At 71.1% G+C, this 21485-nt stretch carries 17 protein-coding genes and 1 pseudogene; 10 read left to right on the forward strand and 8 right to left on the reverse strand.

Annotated features, from left to right (window positions below; genetic code table 11):
• The first annotated feature begins 32 nt into the window (after positions 1–32).
• From ACZ6JE_RS06615 to ACZ6JE_RS06630, 4 genes are all read left to right on the forward strand, one after another.
• Positions 33–860: an ABC transporter substrate-binding protein gene (locus ACZ6JE_RS06615; RefSeq protein ID WP_464318506.1), complete on the forward strand. Its 828-nt coding sequence runs from the start codon at positions 33–35 to the stop codon at positions 858–860.
• 89 nt (positions 861–949) lie between these two features.
• On the forward strand, positions 950–1729 hold the full coding sequence (locus ACZ6JE_RS06620; protein ID WP_243214259.1) for an amino acid ABC transporter permease: 780 nt from the start codon (positions 950–952) through the stop codon (positions 1727–1729).
• Positions 1726–2499, forward strand: a complete 774-nt coding sequence (locus ACZ6JE_RS06625; RefSeq protein ID WP_192058225.1) for an amino acid ABC transporter ATP-binding protein — start codon at positions 1726–1728, stop codon at positions 2497–2499. Before ACZ6JE_RS06620 ends, ACZ6JE_RS06625 begins: the two co-directional genes overlap by 4 nt.
• A gap of 139 nt (positions 2500–2638) precedes the next feature.
• Complete coding sequence (locus ACZ6JE_RS06630; RefSeq protein ID WP_464318507.1) at positions 2639–3331, forward strand: YceI family protein; 693 nt, start codon at positions 2639–2641, stop codon at positions 3329–3331.
• Here ACZ6JE_RS06630 and ACZ6JE_RS06635 read toward each other — a convergent pair.
• On the reverse strand, positions 3328–4164 hold the full coding sequence (locus ACZ6JE_RS06635) for an ADP-dependent NAD(P)H-hydrate dehydratase (protein WP_464318508.1): 837 nt from the start codon (positions 4162–4164) through the stop codon (positions 3328–3330). The genes ACZ6JE_RS06630 and ACZ6JE_RS06635 overlap by 4 nt on opposite strands.
• A gap of 163 nt (positions 4165–4327) precedes the next feature.
• On the opposite strand from ACZ6JE_RS06635, the gene ACZ6JE_RS06640 reads away from it, so the two are divergent.
• On the forward strand, positions 4328–5497 hold the full coding sequence (locus ACZ6JE_RS06640; RefSeq protein ID WP_464318509.1) for an NADH:flavin oxidoreductase/NADH oxidase: 1170 nt from the start codon (positions 4328–4330) through the stop codon (positions 5495–5497).
• A 273-nt stretch (positions 5498–5770) separates the two neighbouring features.
• On the opposite strand, the gene ACZ6JE_RS06645 is transcribed toward ACZ6JE_RS06640, so the two are convergent.
• The 3 genes from ACZ6JE_RS06645 to guaB1 all read right to left on the reverse strand — a co-directional run bounded on the left by ACZ6JE_RS06645 (position 5771) and on the right by guaB1 (position 9779).
• Complete coding sequence (locus ACZ6JE_RS06645) at positions 5771–6814, reverse strand: hemolysin family protein (protein WP_192058233.1); 1044 nt, start codon at positions 6812–6814, stop codon at positions 5771–5773.
• Positions 6811–8217 (reverse strand): hemolysin family protein, encoded by a 1407-nt coding sequence (locus ACZ6JE_RS06650; protein ID WP_464318510.1) that lies wholly within the window; start codon positions 8215–8217, stop codon positions 6811–6813. Before ACZ6JE_RS06650 ends, ACZ6JE_RS06645 begins: the two co-directional genes overlap by 4 nt.
• 125 nt (positions 8218–8342) lie before the next feature.
• Positions 8343–9779 carry a GMP reductase gene (gene guaB1 / locus ACZ6JE_RS06655; protein WP_192058237.1) on the reverse strand — a complete coding sequence of 479 codons (1437 nt, stop codon included), beginning with the start codon at positions 9777–9779 and terminating at the stop codon, positions 8343–8345.
• Between the two features lie 123 nt (positions 9780–9902).
• Here guaB1 and ACZ6JE_RS06660 point away from each other — a divergent pair, with 123 nt between their 5' ends.
• Complete coding sequence (locus tag ACZ6JE_RS06660) at positions 9903–13673, forward strand: multifunctional oxoglutarate decarboxylase/oxoglutarate dehydrogenase thiamine pyrophosphate-binding subunit/dihydrolipoyllysine-residue succinyltransferase subunit (protein ID WP_243215099.1); 3771 nt, start codon at positions 9903–9905, stop codon at positions 13671–13673.
• 117 nt (positions 13674–13790) lie between these two features.
• A pseudogene (locus ACZ6JE_RS06665) lies at positions 13791–14729 on the forward strand (acyltransferase family protein); the annotation flags it as partial.
• Between the two features lie 108 nt (positions 14730–14837).
• Here ACZ6JE_RS06665 and ACZ6JE_RS06670 read toward each other — a convergent pair.
• The 3 genes from ACZ6JE_RS06670 to ACZ6JE_RS06680 form a co-directional block, all read right to left on the reverse strand.
• The gene (locus ACZ6JE_RS06670; protein WP_243215100.1) at positions 14838–15278 is read right to left on the reverse strand and encodes a GNAT family N-acetyltransferase; all 441 of its coding nucleotides are present in this window, start codon (positions 15276–15278) and stop codon (positions 14838–14840) included.
• Between the two features lie 87 nt (positions 15279–15365).
• Positions 15366–15611 carry a zf-HC2 domain-containing protein gene (locus ACZ6JE_RS06675; RefSeq protein WP_055796555.1) on the reverse strand — a complete coding sequence of 82 codons (246 nt, stop codon included), beginning with the start codon at positions 15609–15611 and terminating at the stop codon, positions 15366–15368.
• A complete protein-coding gene (locus tag ACZ6JE_RS06680) occupies positions 15608–16378 on the reverse strand; it encodes a sigma-70 family RNA polymerase sigma factor (RefSeq protein ID WP_243215101.1) in 771 nt (256 codons plus the stop codon). The genes ACZ6JE_RS06675 and ACZ6JE_RS06680 overlap by 4 nt, the downstream gene beginning before the upstream one ends.
• Before the next feature lie 72 nt (positions 16379–16450).
• Here ACZ6JE_RS06680 and aroA point away from each other — a divergent pair, with 72 nt between their 5' ends.
• From aroA to ACZ6JE_RS06695, 3 genes are read left to right on the forward strand one after another with little or no spacing between them, the layout of a single operon-like run.
• The gene (gene aroA / locus ACZ6JE_RS06685; RefSeq protein WP_320478194.1) at positions 16451–17866 is read left to right on the forward strand and encodes a 3-phosphoshikimate 1-carboxyvinyltransferase; all 1416 of its coding nucleotides are present in this window, start codon (positions 16451–16453) and stop codon (positions 17864–17866) included.
• 10 nt (positions 17867–17876) lie between these two features.
• A complete protein-coding gene (rsgA, locus tag ACZ6JE_RS06690; RefSeq protein ID WP_243215103.1) occupies positions 17877–19001 on the forward strand; it encodes a ribosome small subunit-dependent GTPase A in 1125 nt (374 codons plus the stop codon).
• Between the two features lie 60 nt (positions 19002–19061).
• A complete protein-coding gene (locus ACZ6JE_RS06695; protein ID WP_464318511.1) occupies positions 19062–19937 on the forward strand; it encodes an inositol monophosphatase family protein in 876 nt (291 codons plus the stop codon).
• On the opposite strand, the gene ACZ6JE_RS06700 is transcribed toward ACZ6JE_RS06695, so the two are convergent.
• On the reverse strand, positions 19922–21394 hold the full coding sequence (locus tag ACZ6JE_RS06700) for an MFS transporter (protein ID WP_464318512.1): 1473 nt from the start codon (positions 21392–21394) through the stop codon (positions 19922–19924). The two genes, ACZ6JE_RS06695 and ACZ6JE_RS06700, sit on opposite strands and share 16 nt — an antisense overlap.
• Positions 21395–21485 lie beyond the last annotated feature (91 nt).

Below are 21485 nucleotides of genomic sequence, written 5' to 3' on the forward strand. Positions count from 1 at the left end.
CGGTGTCGTCGGTCACCGTTATCCTCGGGGGCATGACCCGTACACCGTCGCGACTCGTCGCGTCCGTCGCCGCCGCCCTCCTCTCGATCGGCGTCCTGGCCGCCTGCGCGCCCACGTCCGACTCCGAGGGCTCGGACGGCGTCGGTGCCGTCACCGAGGGCGAGCTGACGATCGCCACCGGCGAGCCCGCCTACTCCCCCTGGGTGGAAGACGACGACCCGACCACCGGCGACGGCTACGAGTCCGCGCTCGCGTATGCCGTCGCCGATCGTCTCGGCTACGACCGCGACGACGTCGTCTGGGTGCGCGCCACCTTCGACGAGTCCATCGCCCCCGGCCCGAAGACCTTCGACCTCAACCTGCAGCAGTTCTCGATCACCGATCAGCGGGCCAGGGCGGTCGACTTCTCGTCGCCCTACTACGAGACCCGCCAGGCCGTCGTGACACTGCCGGGCTCGGCCGCCGAGGGCGCCACCAGCGTCGCCGACCTGACGGGGCTCGACATCGGGGCGCAGAGCGGCACGACGAGCTTCACCGCGGCCGAGTCGGTCATCGATCCCGACGGCGGCGTGCAGGCCTACAACTCGAACGACGACGCCAAGGCCGCCCTCGAGTCGGGGCAGGTCGATGCGATCGTGCTCGACGTCCCGACGGCGACCTACTTCGTCGAGGGCGGTATCGTCCTCGGTCAGCTGGCCGCGGTCGACGGCGCCAGCGACCAGCTCGGCATCGTCCTGCCGCTCGACAGCGCCCTCACCGACGAGGTCACGCAGGCCGTCGACGATCTGCGCGACGACGGCACGCTGGCCGAGCTGCAGCAGCAGTGGCTCGCCGACTACGACGTCTCGGACCTCTCGTAGCGCCCACCGCGATCGCCCCGGGGTCCGCCCCGATCAGCGATCTCGAACTGGGGCGACGGGCCTATCGCCGTCGCCAGTCGGTCCGCTCGGTGCTCGTCGCCGTCGTCAGCACGATCGTCTTCGCGGCCCTCGCCTGGTGGGCGGTCACCAGCACCCCGGGCTGGGAGCGCGTGAAATTCAGCTTCTTCGACGGCCCCACCCTGATCGCCGCCTGGCCTCGCGTGGTCGAGGGCCTCTGGCTGAACATCAGGGTGCTCGTGGTGGCGGCGATCGGCGTGGCGCTGCTCGCGACGCTGCTGTCCGCCCTCCGCACCCTCCGGGGCCCCGTGTTCTTCCCCGTCCGCGCGCTCGTCCGGGGCTACACCGACCTGTTCCGCGGGCTGCCGCTCATCATCGTCCTGTACCTCGTGGGCTTCGGTCTGCCGGGTCTCGGGCTCGGCATCCCGCGCCTCCCGGCCGAGTTCTGGGGCACGATCGCGCTCATCCTCACCTACTCGGCCTACGTCTCCGAGGTGGTGCGGGCCGGCATCGACGCCGTGCACCCCTCGCAGCGGCTGGCCGCGCGGTCGCTCGGTCTCGGTCATGCGAAGACCCTCCGTCTGGTGGTCTTCCCCCAGGCGATCCGCAAGGTGACGCCGGCGCTCATGAACGACTTCGTCTCGATGCAGAAGGACGTCGGGCTGATCTCCGTGCTCGGGGCGGTCGACGCGGTGCGCGCGGCCCAGATCGAGACGGCGACCGCCGCGAACTTCACGCCGTACGTGCTCGCAGGGCTGCTGTTCGTCGTGCTGGCCCTGCCGACACTGTGGCTGACGGACTGGCTGTCGGCGCGCCTCCGTCGTCGCGAACAGGCAGGGAGCGTCGTATGACCGGGTCACGCATCACAGGCGACGCCGGCCCCGGCCCCGAGGTCGTCCTCCGTCTCGAGGGCGTCCGCAAGTCGTTCGGCGCCACGACGGTGCTCGACGGCATCGACCTCGAGGTCGCCCGAGACGAGGTCGTCGCGCTGATCGGGGCGAGCGGCTCGGGCAAGTCGACGCTGCTTCGCACGATCAACCTCCTCGAGCCGATCGACGACGGTCGCATCGTGCTCGGCGGCGACGACATCAGCGACCCCCGGGTCAAGGCCGACGCGGTGCGCGCGCGGATCGGCGTGGTCTTCCAGCACTTCAACCTGTTCCCGCACCTCACCGTGCTCGAGAACGTGTCGCTGGCCAGTCGGCATGTCCTGCGTCGCCCGAAGGCCGAGGCCCACGCACGGGCCCGCGAGCTGCTCGAACGCGTCGGTCTCGGCGACAAGGCGGGCGCCTACCCCGACCGTCTCTCGGGCGGCCAGCAGCAGCGCGTCGCGATCGCCCGGGCCCTCGCCCCGCGTCCGACCCTGCTGCTGCTCGACGAGATCACGAGCGCTCTCGACCCCGAGCTGGTCGGCGAGGTGCTCGATCTGGTCCGCACCCTGAAAGAGGTCGGCACGACCATCGTCATGGCGACCCACGAGATGGCCTTCGCGCGCGACGTCGCCGACCGCGTGGTGTTCCTCGACGCCGGCCGCGTCGCCGAGCAGGGCCCGCCCGAACAGGTCTTCACGGCCCCGCGAACCGCACGGGCGAGGGAGTTCCTCACCCGCTTCACCGCCTGACGGGTGACTCCCAGCTGATTCCAGCCACCCCATAGACTCACCCGCCATCATCTCCACCAAGCCGTTCCGGCCCATGGCATCCGAGCCGACCCCGCGGCGTGGTCACGCCCAACCCGAGCCGACCCAGGAGACACGAACCATGAAGAAGAAGACCGGAATCATCATCGGAGTGGCGGCGGTCGTCGTCGTCGGCCTGGGCGTTACGGCGGCCGTCGCCGGCCCCGCCTTCTACCGCGACGTCATCGTCGGCGAGCCCGACGCCGCGCCCACCGTGTCACTCACCCCCGGCGCCAGCACGGTGGATCAGGGCCAGCTCACCGGCGACTGGTCGGTGGGCGAGGGCAGCTCGGCCGGCTACCGCGTCGACGAGGTGCTGAACGGCACCGACGTCACCGTGGTCGGCACCACCGATCAGGTCTCGGGCACCGTGACCGTCGACGGCACCGCCGTCACGGCGGCCGACATCACCGTCGACGTGGCGAGCATCGCCACCGACAGCGGCAACCGCGACGGGTACTTCCGTGACGACGCGATGGAGGTCGGCACCTACCCGACCGCCACCTTCACCCTGACCGACCCGATCGACGCCGCCGTGCCGTCCGACGGCCAGGTCGCGACGGTCCAGGCCACCGGCGAGCTGACCATGCACGGCGTCACGCAGACCGTCGAGGTGCCGCTCCAGGCCGCGCTCTCCGGCGACGGCGTCCAGGTCAGCGGCTCGATCCCCGTCACGTTCTCCGACTACGGCGTGACCGCGCCGAGCCTCGGCTTCGTCGAGGTCGAAGACCAGGGCACCGTCGAGTTCCTCGTGGCGGCGACCCCCGCCTCCTAGGCTCGCCGCCCTCTGCCCGTCACGATCGACGCGATCGTGGCGGGCAGTCCGTCGATCAGGCCCAGCACGGTGATCGGACCGCCGCCGCTCGCCCGCTCCGCCGCCAGGCCGTGGACGACCGCCGCCGTGGCGGCCAACCGCGCGAGGGCCTCGTCGTCGGCGGCGATCTCGTCGGCGTGCGTCGCGACGAGGGCGCCCAGAACTCCGCCGAGCGCGTCGCCCGCACCGGCCGTGGCCAGCCAGGTCGGAGCGCTCTCGGCGACCAGCAGCGTGCCACCGGGCGAGGCCACGTGGGTCCGGTGCCCCTTGACGAGCACGGTGCAGCCCCACTCCCCCGCCGCGCGGATCGCTGCGTCGCCCGGGTCGGCGGCCACGTCAGCGACCTCGCGACCAGACGCCCGCGCCAGCTCTCGGAAGTGCGGTGTCAGCACCACGGGCCCGGTGGCCTCGTCGCGCACCGAGAGGGCGCCGGCGTCGAGCACGAGCGGCAGCCCCGAGGAGGCGCCGGTCGCGAACCCCTCGCGGGTCTCGTCGTCGAGGTGGTCGGGGTCGACACCGGAGCCGAGCAGCCAGGCCTGGACCCGCCCCGGGCTGGTGACGGCCTCGGGTCGGCGATGCAGCACGAAGTCCGACGCGCGCGCCGGACCCAGGTAGCGGAGCATGCCGAGCCCCGTGTGCAGCGCCGCCTCGACGCCCAGCACGGCGGCGCCGGGGTACGCGCTCGAGCCGGTGACGACGCCGAGCACGCCGCGGCTGTACTTGTCGTCGTCGGCCGCGGGCACGGCGATCCAGTCGGCGGCGTCGGCGGGGGTCCACGGCACGAAGTCGGTCATGCCGTCGACGCTAGTCGCCGCGCCTCGGTCGCCGCGCGTCGGTCGCCGCGCGTCCGGTCGCGACCCGAGGGCAGCCGCGCCCTTCCCCGCTGCACCGCGCCCGAGGGAACATCCCGCCCCCGCGTACCGTTGCACCCCGACGACGATCCACCATCGAAAGGCGATGACCCCACTCGTGACCCAGACGGCAGCGACACCCACGACCACCCCGCAGACCTCCGCGCAGAACGGCGACGAGGTCGGCGACCGCCCCCTCGGACTCTTCGATCCGATCACGCTGCGCGGACAGAGCTTCCGCAACCGGCTCTGGGTCGCGCCCATGTGCCAGTACTCGGCCGAGCGCGAAGACGGCGTCCCGACCGACTGGCACCTCGTGCACCTTGGTGCGCTGGCCCGAGGAGGCGCGGGTGCGGTGATCGCGGAGGCCACGTCGGTCACCCCCGAGGGCCGCATCTCTCCCCAGGATCTCGGTCTCTGGAACGACGAGCAGCTCGAGGCGTTCCGCCCGATCACGGCGTTCATCCGGTCGCAGGGCTCCGTGCCCGGCGTCCAGCTGGCGCACGCCGGTCGCAAGGCGTCGACGTTCCGCCCGTGGAGCGCCGAGCAGGGCACCGTGCCGGCCGACCGGGGCGGCTGGCAGACGGTCGCACCGTCCGCCGTCGCCTTCGAGGGCTACGACGAGCCTGTGGCCCTGACCACCGCCGAGGTCGGCGGTCTGGTCGAGGCGTTCCGTGTCGCCGCTCGCCGCTCGGTCGACGCCGGCTTCGAGCTGATCGAGCTGCACGCCGCCCACGGCTACCTGCTGCACCAGTTCCTCTCGCCGCTCAGCAACGAGCGCACCGACGAGTACGGGGGCTCCCTCGAGAACCGGGCGCGCCTCCTGCTCGAGGTCGTCCGGGCCGTGCGCGCCGAGGTCGGCGACGACTACCCGCTGCTCGTGCGCTTCAGCGCCACGGACTGGGCCGAGGGCGGCTGGGACGAGGACGACACCGCGACCGTGGCCGCGTGGTCGCGCGAGGCGGGTGCCGACCTGTTCGACATCTCGACCGGCGGCCTGGTCGCCGGGGTCAGCATCCCGGTCGGCCTCGGCTACCAGGTGCGTTTCGCCGAGCACGTCCGCACGCAGGCCGAGGTCGAGACCGGCGCGGTCGGCCTCATCGTCGGGGCCGAGCAGGCCGACGAGATCGTCGCGAGCGGTCGGGCCGACGTGGTGCTGATGGCGCGCGAGTTCCTCCGCGACCCGCACTTCCCGTTGCGGGCCGCCGCCGAGCTCGGGGTCGAGCTCGACTACGTGCCGGCGCAGTACCAGCGCGCACCCTTCCGCGCGCGCTGACCCGCCGCGCCAGCCGCGGCCGCGGCCCGCAGTTCATCGAAGTGACGCGAACAGGGCCCTCAGTCACCCCGAGGGCCCCTTTTGCGTCACCTCGACGCTGGTCCCCAACCTGCGCCCATCGAGGTGACGCAGAAGGGGCCTTCGCTCACCCCGAGGGCCCCTTTCGCGTCACCTCGACGCCGCCGCCAGCAACCCCGCCCATCGAGGTGACGCAGAAGGGGCCCCCAGCCATGCTGGGGGCCCCTTCTGCGTCACATGGACGCCGCGGCGCGGTCAGCGACCGCGTCGCGTGGCGTCCTGAACCTCGCCGATGAGCTCCTCCAGGATGTCCTCCAGAAAGAGCACACCCTCGGTCGTGCCGTACTCGTCGAACGACCGCGCGACGTGCACGCCGCTGCGGCGCATGGTCGCCAGGGCGTCCTCCAGGTCGGTGCCCCGGTAGATCGAGATGAGTTGTCTGATCCGCTTCGGCGGCACAGGGTCGCCGAACTCGTCGTCGTCGAGGTCGAGCACGTCTTTGAGGTGCAGGTAGCCCGTCGGGTCGCCCTGGTCGTCGACCAGCACATAGCGCGAGAAGCCGTTCTGCGCGACGGCCCGCTCGACGTCCGACGGCGTCGCGTCTTCGGGCAGGGTGACGAGGCCCGGCATGGGCACGGCCACGTCGGAGACCTTCTTCTCGGTGAACTCGAACGCCGCCTGGACGGTGCCGCTGGCGTCGGTCAGGGTGCCCTCGCGGCGGGACTGCGCGACGATGTTGGCGACCTCGTCGACGGTGAAGGCGCTGGCGGCTTCGTCTTTCGGTTCGACCTTGAACGCCCGCAGCACCGTGTTCGCCGACCAGTTCAGCGAGACGACGACCACGTGCAGCACGCGTGCGATGGCGACGAGCGGCGGCGCGAGCATCAGCGCTGCGCGGTCGGGCAGCGAGAACGAGATGTTCTTCGGCACCATCTCGCCGAACACCACGTGCAGGAACGACACGAGCACCAATGTGATGACGAAGCCCACGACGCTCACGAGCTCGGGGCTCAATCCGGTCAGACCGAGCGGCCCCTCCAGGAGGTGGTGGATCGACGGCTCGGACACGTTCAAGATGAGCAGCGAGCAGATGGTGATGCCCAGCTGCGTCGTCGCGAGCATCATCGTGGCGTGCTCCATCGCCCAGAGGGTCGTGCGCGCGGCGCGGCTGCCAGCCTCGGCCAGGGGCTCGATCTGCGACCGTCTGGCCGAGATGACGGCGAACTCGGCCCCGACGAAGAACGCGTTGCCCATCAGCAGCAGCACGAGCCAGACGATGCCCAACCAGTCGCCGCTCATCGGACGGCCTTCCGGTCGGCGGACGACCCGCGAGGGGTCGCCGCAGCGGTGGCCGAGGAGGCGCGGGTCGGGTCGACCGGCACCGCACCCGACCCGTCGACCGGGTCGTCGTCCGTGGCGGGCGTGAAGCGGATCCGATCGATCCGACGCCCGTCGAGCCGCTCGACGCGGAACGCGCCGGCCTCGGTCTCGACGACGTCGCCCGCCGAGGGCAGGTGTCCGAGCTCGCTCATCAGCCATCCTCCGACGGTCTCGTACGGGCCGTCCTCCGGCACCTTGACGGAGGCGCGCTCGAGCAGCTCGTCGGGGCGGAGCAGACCCGGGAAGGTCAGCCAGTTGCGTGATCGGACGACGTCGACGCGGCTGCGGTCGTGCTCGTCCGACACCTCGCCGACCAGTTCTTCGATGAGGTCCTCGAGGGTGACGACCCCGGCGGTGCCGCCGTACTCGTCGACGACGACCGCCATCTGGTAGCCCCTGCCCCTGACCTCGGTCAGCAGGTTGTCGAGGGTCATGGTCTCGGGCACTCGCACGGCGTCGGTCTGCAGGGCCGAGACGGGCACGTCGGCGCGACGCTCACGAGGGACCGACACGGCCTGCTTGACGTGCACGAGGCCCACGACGTCGTCGATGCCGTCGTCGGTCACCGGGAATCTCGAGTAGCCCGTCCGTCGGGCCAGCTGCAGCACCGTCTCGGCGCTGTCGGTGCGCGAGACGGACGACAGCCGGGGTCGCGGGGTCATCACGTCGGAGGCGGTGTGATCGCTGAAGGCCAGCGTGCGAGAGAGCAGCGTCGCGGTGTCGGCCTCGAGGCTGCCCTCGGTCGCCGATCGACGCACGAGCGACGAGAGCTCTTCGGCCGTCCGTGCACCGGAGAGCTCCTCCTTGGGTTCGACGCCGATCGCGCGGAGGATGCCGTTCGCGGTGTTGTTGAGCAGCGCGACGGCGGGCTTGAAGACCGTGGTGAACCCGACCTGGAACGGCATGACGAGCTTCGCCGTCTTGAGCGGGAGGGCCAGAGCGAAGTTCTTGGGCACGAGCTCGCCGATGATCATCGAGAGCAGGGTCGCGACCACGATCGACACGATCGGCGCCGCGATCGTCACGGCGGCCTCCGGGACGCCCGCGCCCACAAGCGGAGGCGAGATCAGTCGCGAGATCGCCGGCTCCATCGTGTAACCGGTGAGCAGCGTCGTCAGCGTGATGCCGAGCTGCGCGCTCGACAGGTGCGTCGAGGTGATGCGCAGGGCCCCGATGGTGGTCGTGAGCCCCTTCTCGCCCTTGCCCTGTCGGGATTCGAGCTCGGACCGGTCGAGGTTGACGAGCGAGAACTCGCTCGCGACGAACAGCCCGGTGCCGATGGTGAGGAGGAGGCCGAAGCCGAGGAGGATCCACTCGTTCACGACGAACGGTCACCTCGCTCGGAACGGTGCGGGAGGGGGGTCGTCGACGCGATCGGCGTCGGAGACGGAGGGTCGTCCATAGACGGAAGAGCTTACGGCACTCGCGCGCCCCTCGGGGCCTCTTCTCACCAGCCGACCGGCAGGGCCTTCCCCTCCTCGTAGCCTGCGGCGGACTGCACGCCGACGAGGGCGCGTTCCGCGAACTCGGGCACCGAACGGGCCCCGGCGTAGGTGAACGAGCTGCGGACGCCCGACGTGATCATGTCGAGGAGGTCCTCAACCCCGGGGCGCAGCGGGTCGAGGTAGATCTTCGACGACGAGATCCCCTCGGCGAACAGGGTCTTGCGAGCCAGCTCGTAGGGGTCGAGTCGTTCGAAGCGACCCTGCACCGCCTTGGTCGAGGCCATGCCCCAGCTCTCCTTGTAGAGGCCGCGCTCGTCGCTTGCCAGATCGCCGGGGGCCTCGATCGTGCCGGCGAACCACGAGCCGATCATCACCGAGGCTGCTCCGGCGGCGAGCGCCAGCGCGACGTCGCGGGGGTAGCGGACGCCGCCGTCGGCCCAGACGTGGGCTCCGAGGGCCTTCGCGGCGGCCGCCGTCTCGAGCACCGCCGAGAACTGGGGCCGCCCGACCGCGGTCATCATGCGGGTGGTGCACATCGCGCCGGGACCGACGCCCACCTTGACGATGGTCGCCCCGGCGCCGACCAGGTGATGGACGGCCTGCTCGGTGACCACGTTGCCGGCCACGATGGGCAGGCCGAGCCCGAGCGCCGAGACGGCAGCGATGGCCTTGACCATGCCGTCCTGGTCGCCGTGCGCGGTGTCGATGACGAGCACGTCGACGCCGGCCGCGGCGAGCGCCTTGGCCTTCTCGGCCACGTCGCCGTTGATGCCGACGGCCGCGGCGACGCGGAGCCGCCCACCGGCGTCGAGCGCGGGCTGGTAGAGGGTCGAGCGGAGGGCGCTCTTCCGGCTGACGGTTCCGACGACGCGGCCGTGCCGGAGCACCGGGGCGAAGTCGAGGTCGGCGGCGACGAGGCGGTCGAACGCCGCGCGGGGGCCCTCGACGTCGTCGGCGTCGAGCGAGGTCAGCGCGCCGTGGAGGAGGTCGCCGAGCACGGCGTCGCGGGGGGCCGTCGCGAGGCGGGAGGCGGCGATGCAGCCGAGGTAGGCGCCGTCCGCGTCGTGCAGGACGATGCCGTGGCCCTCGACGGCGGGGACGGTCGACAGCGCGGCGTCGACCGTCTGGCCGGCGTCGAGCGTGTAGGGGGTGTCGTACTCGACCGGTTGGCTCTTGACCCAGCGGATGGCGGCGTCGAGCTGCTGGAGGGGCATGTCCTGAGGGAGGACCCCGAGACCGCCCCGCCGGGCGAGCGTGGCCGCCAGGCGGGGCCCGGTGACCGAGTTCATGTTCGCCGAGACGACCGGGATGGTGGCACCGGTGCCGTCGCCGGGGGCGAGCGACACGTCGAGGCGACTCGTCACCGACGACCGGCTGGGCACCAGGAACACGTCGGAGTAGGTCAGGTCGTGGGTCGGCGTCGTCTCGTAGAACCTCATGCGGACAACGTTAATCCCTGTGAGTCCGAGAGCCCCGGAGCGCGGTAAGCGTTTAAGCTGGGTCGAGGCGGGCCCCTCGGGGCCCCACCTGATCAACAATCAACGGAGAGTGGGCGATCGGCAGTGACTAGCCACGTGACGGGAACGACGGACGACGGCGCGGCGGCCGAGTTCGGGGCCAACGAGTGGTTGGTCGACGAGCTCTACGAGCAGTGGGTGGTCGACAAGAACTCGGTCGACGAATCGTGGTGGCCCGTGCTCGAGGCGTACAGCCCCTCCGAGACCTCGTCCGAGTCGACGCCGACCACCGCTCCCCCGCAGACGGACGCCGCCACCCCGGCGGCGGCCCCGGCCCCCGCACCCGACCAGGCCCCGAGCGACGGCGCTCCGGCCAAGAAGTCGGTCGCGGCCCGCACGACCTCCGTCGAGCCCGCCAAGAAGCCGATCCCGGCCGAGGCTCCGAAGAAGAAGAAGGAGCCGGCACGGGCCGAGTCCACCGCCGAGCAGCCGACGCCCGAGCCCGTGAACACGGTCGCACCGCTGCGGGGCATGGCCAAGTCGCTGGCGACGAACATGGACGCGAGCCTCTCCGTCCCGACCGCGACCAGCGTTCGGACGATCCCGGCGAAGCTGATGATCGACAACCGGATCGTCATCAACAACCACCTCAAGCGGGCGCGCGGCGGCAAGATCTCGTTCACGCACCTCATCGGCTGGGCCCTCGTCCAGGCCCTGAAGGAGTTCCCGAGCCAGAACGTCTTCTACGACGAGGTCGACGGCAAGCCCTCGATCGTCACTCCCCCGCACATCAACGTCGGTCTCGCGATCGACATCCCGAAGCCCGACGGCACGAGGGCGCTGCTCGTGCCCGGCATCAAGCAGGCCGACGAGATGCACTTCGGCGAGTTCCTCCAGGCCTACGAGGACGTCGTCAAGCGGGCTCGCGACAACAAGCTCGCCGCCGCCGACTTCCAGGGCAACACGATCTCGCTGACCAACCCGGGCGGCATCGGCACCGTCCACAGCGTGCCGCGCCTGATGAAGGGCGCCGGGTCGATCATCGGCGCCGGGGCGCTCGACTACCCGGCCGAGTTCCAGGGGTCGGCGTCGAAGACCCTGGTCGAGCTCGGCATCGGCAAGACCATCACCCTGACGAGCACGTACGACCACCGTGTCATCCAGGGAGCCGGCTCCGGCGAGTTCCTCAAGAAGGTCCACGAGCTGCTCATCGGTCAGCGCGGCTTCTACGAGGACATCTTCGCGGCGCTGCGGATCCCCTACGAGCCGATCCGCTGGAACCCCGACATCAACGTCAACATCGCCGAGCGCATCAACAAGACGGCGCGCGTGCAGGAGCTGATCAACAGCTACCGGGTCAGAGGTCACCTGATGGCCGACATCGACCCGCTCGAGTACCGCCAGCGCACGCACCCCGACCTCGCGATCGAGAGCCACGGACTCACCTTCTGGGATCTCGACCGCGAGTTCGTCACCGGCGGCCTGGGCGGCACGACGAACCTCCTGCTCCGCGACATCCTCGGCATCCTCCGCGACTCGTACTGCCGCACGATCGGCATCGAGTACATGCACATCCAGGACCCTGCGCAGCGCAAGTGGGTCCAGGACCACGTCGAGGTCCCCTACGTGAAGCCGTCGCACGACGAGCAGATGCGCATCCTCGCGAAGCTCAACGAGGCCGAGGCGTTCGAGACGTTCCTGCAGACGAAGTACGTCGGGCAGAAGCGCTTCAGCCTCGAGGGCGGCGAGTCGACCATCTCCCTGCTCGACACGGTGCTGCAGCAGGCCGCTCGCGAGGGCCTCGACGAGGTCGCCATCGGTATGGCCCACCGCGGTCGTCTGAACGTCCTCACCAACATCGCCGGCAAGACCTACGGTCAGATCTTCCGCGAGTTCGAGGGCACCCAGGACCCGAAGACCGTCCAGGGCTCCGGCGACGTCAAGTACCACCTCGGCACCGAGGGCGAGTTCACGAGCGCGACGGGCGAGACCATCCCGGTCTACATCGCCGCGAACCCCTCGCACCTCGAGGCCGGCGACGGCGTGCTCGAGGGCATCGTCCGCGCCAAACAGGACCGCGGCGCCTCCGGGGTCTTCGGCACGCTGCCCATCCTGATCCACGGCGACGCCGCCATGGCCGGGCAGGGCGTCGTCGTCGAGACGCTGCAGATGTCGCAGCTGCGCGGCTACCGCGTCGGCGGCACGATCCACCTGGTGATCAACAACCAGGTGGGCTTCACGACCCCGCCGTCCGAGTCGCGGTCGTCGGTCTACTCGACCGACGTCGCGAAGACCATCCAGGCTCCCGTCTTCCACGTGAACGGCGACGATCCCGAGGCCGTGGCGCGGGTGGCGGAGCTCGCCTTCGCCTACCGCCAGCAGTTCAAGCGCGACGTCGTGATCGACCTCGTCTGCTACCGCCGCCGGGGCCACAACGAGGGCGACGACCCCTCGATGACCCAGCCGCTGATGTACAACCTCATCGAGGAGAAGCGCAGCGTCCGCACGCTGTACACCGAGGCCCTCGTCGGCCGAGGCGACATCACGCGAGACGAGTACGACGGCGCCCACCGCGACTTCCAGGATCGACTCGAGCGGGCCTTCGCCGAGACGCACGCCGCCCAGACCGGGTCGATCCCCGTCATCACCGGCGATGCGCACGACGTCGCCGACCTCGAGCGCCCGGCGACCCAGCGCGACGACAGCGCCGGCGAGCCCGAGTCGACGGCGATCTCCCTCGAGCTGCTGCACCGCATCGGCGACGCGCACGACAACCCGCCCGAGGGCTTCGTCGTGCACCCGAAGCTCCAGCAGCTGCTGAAGAAGCGCGTCGACATGAGCCGCAACGGCAACATCGACTGGGCCTTCGGCGAGCTGCTCGCGATGGGCTCGATCGTCACGGAGGGCACGCCCGTGCGTCTCGCCGGCCAAGACAGCCGACGCGGCACCTTCGTGCAGCGCCACTCCGTGCTGCACGACCGTGAGAACGGCCAGGAGTGGCTGCCCCTGCAGTACATCTCCGACGACCAGGCCAAGCTCTGGATCTACGACTCCCTGCTCAGCGAGTACGCGGCGATGGCCTTCGAGTACGGCTACTCGGTCGAGCGCGCCGACGCCCTCGTCATGTGGGAGGCGCAGTTCGGCGACTTCGCGAACGGCGCCCAGACGGTCGTCGACGAGTTCATCTCGAGCGCCGAGCAGAAGTGGGGGCAGCGCTCGAGCGTCGTCCTCCTGCTGCCCCACGGCTACGAGGGCCAGGGCCCCGACCACTCGTCGGCCCGTATGGAGCGCTTCCTCCAGCTGTGCGCCGAAGACAACATGACGATCGCCCGGCCGTCGACCCCCGCGTCGTACTTCCACCTGCTGCGCCGTCAGGCCTACGCTCGCCCCCGCCGGCCGCTGGTGGTCTTCACGCCGAAGGCCATGCTGCGACTGCGCGGTGCGACCAGCGGCGTCGACGACTTCACGACCGGCCGCTTCGAGCCCGTGCTCGACTGCACCCGCGTCTCCGACCCGTCGACGACGAAGCGCGTCGTGCTGCACAGCGGCAAGATCCACTACGACCTCGCCGCCGAGCTCGACAAGCGGGGCGTGCAGAACGACGTCGCGCTCGTCCGACTCGAGCAGCTCTACCCCTTGGCCCTCGACCGCATCCGCGAGGTGCTGGCGCAGTACCCCGAGGCCGAGCTGTTCTGGGCGCAAGAGGAGCCCGAGAACCAGGGCGCCTGGCCGTTCGTCGTGCTCGAGCTGCAGAAGCACCTCGACCGCCGCATCACGGTGGCTTCGCGCCCGGCGTCCGCGTCTCCGGCTGCCGGGTCGACCAAGGCCAGCGCCCGCCAGCAGACCGAGCTGATCGAGAAGGCGCTCACGCTGTAGGCACGGTTCATCGCTCGACGACGGGGCGCAGCATCGCACGATGCTGCGCCCCGTCTCTCTGTCGCCCCGTCTCTCTGTTACCACGACAAACTGATATGTCTATGATATTTTGCATACATGACGTTTCATCAGCCTGCTCGACGCGATCCCGGCACCACGACACGTGAGACGTGGACGGACACCGTGCGGGGAGCCTGCATCGTGCTGGTCGTCCTGTTCCACTACGTCGTCCTGCAGCAGAACGCGCATCTCGTTCCGGCTCCGCTGGTGTGGCTGAACGACGCGATGGCGCCCTTCCGCATGCCCCTGCTGATGGTGTTGAGCGGCCTCTTCGTCCCCGCATCGCTGCGCCACGGGCCATGGCGCTTCGTCACGCGACGTCTGGCGGGGGTGGCGTGGCCCCTCGTCGTCTGGTCGCTGATGTCCTGGGGCATCCAGGTCGTCGCGGCGAACGGCTCGGCAGTGCTGAGCTCACCGGTCGAGTCACTGCTCAGCACGCGGCTGGCCGCGCCGGCGGGTGTGTGGTTCCTGGCGTATCTGCTGGTCTTCTCCGCCATCGCCCTGCTCACGAGGCGCCTGCCGCCGACGATCGTGGCCGTCGGGGCCTGGTCGATCGCCCTCGTCACGCCCCGCGTCGGCACCGACCCCGAGATCGACCGCTTCTTCGTCCTCCTGGCCTTCTTCATGGGCGGCGTCGCCCTCACCCGCCTGCCGAGCCGCCTGGTCGCCGTCGCGAGGACGCCGCAGGCCGTCGTCGTCAGCGCCGTCGCGGCCGCCGCCTGCGTCGCCATCGCCGTCGCGCGGGGCACCGCCGAGGTGCACTACCTGCCCAGCATGGCGCCCGCGGTCGCCGTCGGGATGATCGCCATCGTGCGGGCGGCTCAGGCCCTCCAGCACCGTCGGGTGTCGAGACTGCTCGCCGTCGTCGGCCGTCGCAGCGTGGTCTACTACCTCTCGCACTTCGTCGGGTTGGCGATGGCCGTCGCCGTCACCGAGCGCGTGGGGGCCACGAGCCTCAGCTGGACGGTGCTCGGCATCGGCCTGTCGTTCGGCGTCGGGGTCGCCCTGCACGCGCTCGTCACCGTCGTGCCTCCGGCGGACATCCTCTTCCGCTGGCCGACTCCTGCCGGCTCGCGAGCGCGGCGGCGGGCGAGCGCCGCGCGATCAGATGAGCTTCGAGTAGCGGACGCCGGCCTCGTGGTACCCGCGCTTGCGGTAGAACCGGCTGGCGGTGTCGGTCGCGGCTGCGCCGACGGCGTTGACGACACGGGCGCCGTGCCCGTGGGCCCAGGTCTCGACGTGCCCGAGGAGGTGCGAGCCGAGTCCGTCGCGACGTCCGACCTCGGAGACCACCAGCAGCAGCAGCTCGGCCGTGGGTGAGTCGTCGTTGTAGGCCCAGACGATGCGCCCGCCGGCGACGGCGGTGATGCGGTCGTCGGCGTCGCGCACGACCCAGGTCTCATGACCGCCGTCGATCGACAGGCGCCCGAGCCGGGCCGACAGGACGTCGGAGTCGAGGGTGTAGCCGAGGAGGCGGATCAACGACACGAGGTCGTCGAGGTCGCGAGCGGTCGGAGTACCGAGGGGCTGCACCGGTGCGGTCATGCACCGACGCTAGCGCAGGCCCGCCGCCCGTGACGACCGGCGGCGGAGGGGGCCGGCCGACCCGTGCCTCCTCGGCGCCCGCGGGTTCTAGCGGTGAGCCGACTGCAGCTCGCGCAGTCGCGCGAGCACCGTAGAACGCAGGTCTTCGGGCGCCGTCTCGCGGCAGGCCCGCTGCACGGCCTCGGTCAGGACCACCCCGACCTCGTGCTCGCCCGCGCAGTCGCCGCAGGTCGCCATGTGCTCACGGATGTCGGCCGCGTCTTCGCGGCACAGCTCGTCGTGCAGATATTCTTCGAGTTCGGCCTTGGCCTTGTCGCAACCGCAGTCGGTCATTTCTTGCTGCCCTTCGATGTCGTGCCCACCGGCACCTCGATACCGCGACCGCGCGCGTAGTCGGCCAGCAGCTCGCGGAGCAGACGGCGACCGCGGTGGAGACGGCTCATGACCGTGCCCACGGGGGTCTTCATGATGTCGGCGATCTCCTGATACGAGAACCCCTCGACGTCGGCGAAGTAGACGGCCATGCGGAAGTCCTCGGGGACCTTCTGCAGGGCGTCCTTCACGGCGCTGTCGGGCAGGTGGTCGATCGCCTCGGCCTCCGCCGAGCGGGTGCTGCCGGAGGCGCGGGTCGCCGATTCGGCGCCGCCCATCTGCCAGTCTTCGAGCTCGTCGATCGTGCCCTGGTAGGGGTCGCGCTGCTTCTTGCGGTAGGTGTTGATGAACGTGTTGGTCTGGATGCGGTACAGCCAGGCCTTGAGGTTGGTGCCCTGCGTGAACTGCGAGAACGCGGCGAAGGCCTTGACGAACGTCTCTTGGACGAGGTCGGCGGCGTCGGCCGGGTTGCGGGTCATCCGCATTCCCGCGGCGTAGAGCTGATCCATGAACGGCAGAGCCTGCTCTTCGAAGAGCGCCCGCAGATCGGGTTCGCCGACGGAGGCCTCGTCGACCGCCTCGACGACGGCGTCGACGGTCTCGGCGGCCGGAGCCGTCGCGCCGGTCGACTCGCTCGTCACGGCGGGCCGTGCCGTCGCGCCGGTGGGCTCTGAAGTGGGCTCGTCGCCCTCGAGGGTGATCATCACGGCCGATTCTAGTTCGGCCACGGTGATCTCTCTCGGTGCAAGTGCTGTCGGCACAGGTCCTCCCGCTGTTCGTTGCATTACGGTGGTGAACCGATGCAGGTCTTCAGGTATTCCGGCCCCGAGTTCAGTCCCTACGACGAGGGCCGCGCCCCCGAGGTGGACGACGGTCGCTGGGTCGCGCCCCGGGCGACCGGGCCGCTCCGCGCCTCCTTGTCGCTGCCGGGGTCGAAGTCGCTGACCAACCGCGAGCTCGTGCTCTCGGCGCTCGCCTCCGAGCCCTCCACGCTGCGACTGCCGCTGCACTCGCGCGACACCGATCTCATGGTGCAGGCCCTGCGGGGTCTCGGTGTGCGCATCGACGAGGTCGCGAACGACGAGCCGTTCGGCCCCGACTACCTGATCACCCCGTCCGAGCTGACCGGCGGTACGAGCGTCGACTGCGGGCTCGCCGGCACGGTCATGAGGTTCCTGCCGCCGGTCGCCGCACTCGCCCTGGGGCCCGTCTCATTCGACGGCGACGCCAGCGCACGACGCCGCCCCATGACGACCACCGTCGACTCGCTGCGCGCCCTGGGCGTCGACGTGTCCGACGACGGTCGCGGCGCCCTGCCCTTCAGCCTGTACGGCACCGGCGAGGTCGAGGGCGGCGAGGTCGAGATCGACGCCTCCGCCTCGAGCCAGTTCGTCTCGGGCCTGCTGCTCTCGGCACCGCGCTTCAGCCGCGGCCTGAGCCTCCGGCACACCGGCGAGCGGCTGCCGAGCCTGCCGCACATCGAGATGACCATCGAGACCCTGGCCCGACGCGGCGTCGAGGTCGAGTCGCCCGAGCTCGGCGTCTGGCGGGTCGCACCCGGCCCGATCTCGGGCCGCGACGTCACGATCGAACCCGACCTGTCGAACGCCGCGCCGTTCCTGGTCGCGGCCCTGGTCGCCGGGGGCACCGTGTCGATCCGTCACTGGCCCACCGAGACCACGCAGGTGGGCGCCGACCTGATCGAGCTGCTGCCCCTCTGGGGCGCGACCGTCACCCTCGACGGCGACACGCTCACCGTCGACGGCGGCGTCGGCCTGATCGGCGGGGGCTCGCTGCCCGGCGTCGACGTCGACCTCTCGCGCGGCGGCGAGCTGGCGCCCGCGCTCGTCGCCCTGGCCGCCCTCGCGTCCGGGCCCAGCACGATCACGGGCATCGGTCACCTCCGTGGGCACGAGACGGATCGCCTCGCGGCCCTCGCGGCCGAGATCACGGCGCTCGGCGGGTCGGTCGAAGAGCTCGACGACGGTCTGCACCTCGAGCCGTCGCCGCTGCACGCGGGCCAGTGGCGCAGCTACGAAGACCACCGCATGGCCACAGCCGGCGCGATCATCGGTCTCGCGGTCGACGGCGTCGAGATCGACGACGTCGGCGTGACGTCGAAGACGCTGCCCCAGTTCGTCGAGCTCTGGGACGACCTCCTCGGTCGGCGGTCGCCTGCGCGCCCGGCCGACATCGACCTGCTCGGATTCCTGTGAGGCACGCGGCATGAGCTGGTGGACGGACGGCGACGACGCCGACGAGGGCGACTACGCCCAGTACGACGAGAGCTCGGTGCGGGTGCGCCCGAACCCGAAGGGCAACAAGCCGCGCACGAAGCAGCGCCCGGCCTACGCTAACGCCGACGAGGGCGTCGTGTGGACGGTCGACCGCGGCCGCTACGGCGTGCTGATGGACGCCGGCACGCCCGACGAGCGTGAGATCACGACGGCACGCGCCCGCGAGCTGGGCAAGAAGTCGGTCGTCACCGGCGACCGCGTCGACGTGGTCGGCGACACCTCCGGTGCGGAGGGCTCGCTGGCCCGCATCGTCCGGGTGCGCGAGCGCACGACGCTGCTGCGACGCAGCGCCGACGACAGCGACGCCGTCGAGCGCGTGATCGTGGCGAACGCCGACCAGATGCTGATCGTCGTCGCGGCCGCCGACCCCGAACCCCGCCCCCGTCTCGTCGACCGCTACCTGGTCGCCGCGTTCGACGCGGGCGTCGAGCCCATCCTCTGCATCACCAAGACCGACCTCGCCGACCCCGCGCCGTTCGCCGCGCACTTCTCGTGCCTCGATCTGCGGATCGTGACCAGCACCTCCTCGGCCTTCGATGCGGGGCCCGACGGCGAACCGTCGGCCGTGCTCGACGAGCTGCGCGAGATCCTCGACGGGCACGTGACCGTCACCGTCGGGCACTCGGGGGTCGGCAAGTCGACGCTCGTCAACGCCCTCACGGGGTCGCAGCGCGAGGTCGGCGTCGTCAACGCGGTCACGGGCCGCGGGCGTCACACGTCGTCGTCGACGGTGTCGTTCAAGGTGCCGACCGGCGGTTGGATCGTCGACACCCCCGGCGTGCGCTCGTTCGGCCTCGGTCACGTCGACCCCGAGAACATCCTCCGGTCGTTCGCCGCGCACGCCATCCCCGCCGCCGGCGAACCCGCCGACGGCATCCCGCTCGCCGAGGCCCACGACTGGGAGATCGTCGACCGGGTCGAGGCGGGCGAGCTCGGCGACGTCGGTCGCGAGCGTCTCGCCTCGCTGCAGTCGCTGCTCGCGTCGAAGGGCGGCGTCACCGCGCGCGACCAGGCGGCCGCCGCCGACGACGCCCGCGACGACGAACGCGGCTGACCCCCGAGGCCGAGCCGAGGAGGCGCGGGTCGGCACCGCCCCGCTGGGTACGCTGGCACCGTGACCGACCCCACCCCCGCCTCCTCCCCCTGGGCCGACGATCTGGCGCTCGCGCTCGAGCTGGCCGATCTGGCCGACTCGATCAGCACCGAGCGGTACCGGTCGGCCGACCTGCACGTGTCGCTGAAGCCCGACCGCAGTCACGTGACGGACGCCGATCAGGCGGTCGAGCGGGCGATCCGCGAGCGCGTCGCGTCCGCCCGCCCCGGTGACACCTTCTACGGCGAGGAGTACGGGCACGACGCCCCGTCGCATCGGCAGTGGGTCGTCGATCCGATCGACGGCACCGCCAACTTCCTCCGCGGGGTGCCGGTCTGGGCGTCGCTCATCTCGCTCGTGGTCGACGGCGTGCCCGTGGTCGGCGTCGTCAGCGCCCCGATGCTCGCCCGCCGGTGGTGGGCCACGCAGGGCGGCGGCGCCTTCTCGACCGAGCACGAAGGGCCGTTGCGCGTCTCGGGCGTCGCCGACCTCGCCGACGCGTCGATCAGCTTCAACGGGCTCGAGTACTGGATCGACGCCGGGCGTCTGCCCCAGCTGCTCGATCTGACCGGCCGGGTCTGGCGCACCCGCGCCTACGGCGACTTCTGGTCGTACATGCTGCTCGCCGAGGGCGCACTCGACATGGCCGGCGAGTTCGACCTGCAGCCCTACGACATGGCGGCGCTCGTGCCCATCGTCGAGGAGGCGGGCGGGCGGTTCACGAGCGCCGACGGACGTGACGGCCCCTGGCACGGCACGGCGATCGTCACGAACGGCCTGCTGCACGACGAGGTGCTCGCGATCGTCGCCGAACGGCCGAGCGACGGGGCCGAACGGCCCGGCGAAACGGGCGACGTGGCCGACTCGACCGACGTGACCGCTCAGTCGGCCGAGTAGCTCGTCACCTTGCCGGTCTTGCGCCCGCGGAGGTCGAGTAGGCCGAGCACGAGGGCGACCGAGATGAGCGCCAGCACGACCAGGAACCCGTTGCGGTACGCCTCGTGGTATTCGACGAGGCCCGCACCGTCCGCTCCCCCGGCACCGGCGATCACCGAGTAGAACGTCGACACCGCGGCCGCCGTGCCGATGGCCGTGCCGGCCCGCTGACCGACCTGACCCATCGAGCCCGCCACGCCGCCCATCTCGACGGGCACCTCCGCCAGGGTCAACGTCTGGTTCGGCGAGATCACGAAGCCGCCGCCGGTGCCCGCGAGCAGCATCCCGACGCCCATCGCGTACGGCGTGATCTCGGGCGGGGTGAGGATCGCGGCGAGCAGCAGCGCGACGAAGCCGACGGCGACGAGCAGCAGCCCGAGCACGACGAGGCTGCGCCCGTACCGCTCGACGAGCCGTCCGCCGTAGAACGCGGCCACGGCGCTGGTCAGCGCGAACGGGATGGTGACCATGCCCGCGTAGACGGGCTCGAGCCCCAGCCCCTGCTGCAGGTAGAGCGTCGTCAGCAGGAACGTCGCGGGCAGCGCGCAGAAGTAGACCGTCGCGATCAGGGTGCCGTTGCGGTACGACGCGAGCGAGAACAGGCTGAAGTGCACGACGGGCGACCTGCCGCTCGCCTTGTAGCGCTGCTCCCACCGGATGAACGCAGCGCCGAAGACGACGAAGCCGATCAGGAACAGCCAGCGCAGGGGGTCGTCGCCCTGCCCCGTCGTCAGCACGAACGGCAGCATCAGGGTGAAGATCGTCAGACCGAGCAGCACGATGCCGAAGAGGTCGAGCTCGTTGTGACCGCTCGGAGCCGTCGACGCCTTCGGCAGCAGACGCAGCGCGAAGACGATCGCGGCGAGACCGAGCGGGATGTTCATCCAGAAGAGCAGCCGCCAGCCGTCCTCCGGGCCGCCGATCGCGATGAGCAGACCGCCGAGGGTGGGGCCGAAGGCGGTGCTGACGCCGATGATGGCGCCGAAGAAGCCGAAGGCTCGCGCACGTTCCTTCCCCTGGAAGAGCTGCTGGATCAGCCCGAGCACCTGCGGCATCTGGATGCCCGCGGCGACGCCCTGGAGGATGCGCGCGGCGACCAGCAGCTCGATCGACGGGGCGAGGGCGCAGAGCAGACTCGCGACGGTGAACGCGGTCAGGCCGACGACGAACATCAGGCGGCGCGACTTGAGGTCGCCGAGACGCCCCGAGGGGACTAGCGAGAGGCCGAAGGCGAGCGCGTAGCCGGCGACGATCAGCTGCAGCGCGGTCGGGCCGGCGCCGAGCGACGCCTCGATGCTCGGCAGCCCGACGTTGACCTTCGACAGGTCGAGGATGGTGAGGGCCGCGACCGCGACGCACACGGCGAACGCCTGCCACTTCTGACGCTCGGGGCTCGGGGCTTCGCGTGGCTTCGTCATGGGGTCGTTCAGTCATACACCCGCCCCGGGGCGGCGGGCCGACCGGCAGGGGCGGCGGGCCGACCCTCTCGGGCCGACCCGCGCCTCCTCG

This window comes from Frigoribacterium sp. AC759, assembly GCF_979256015.1.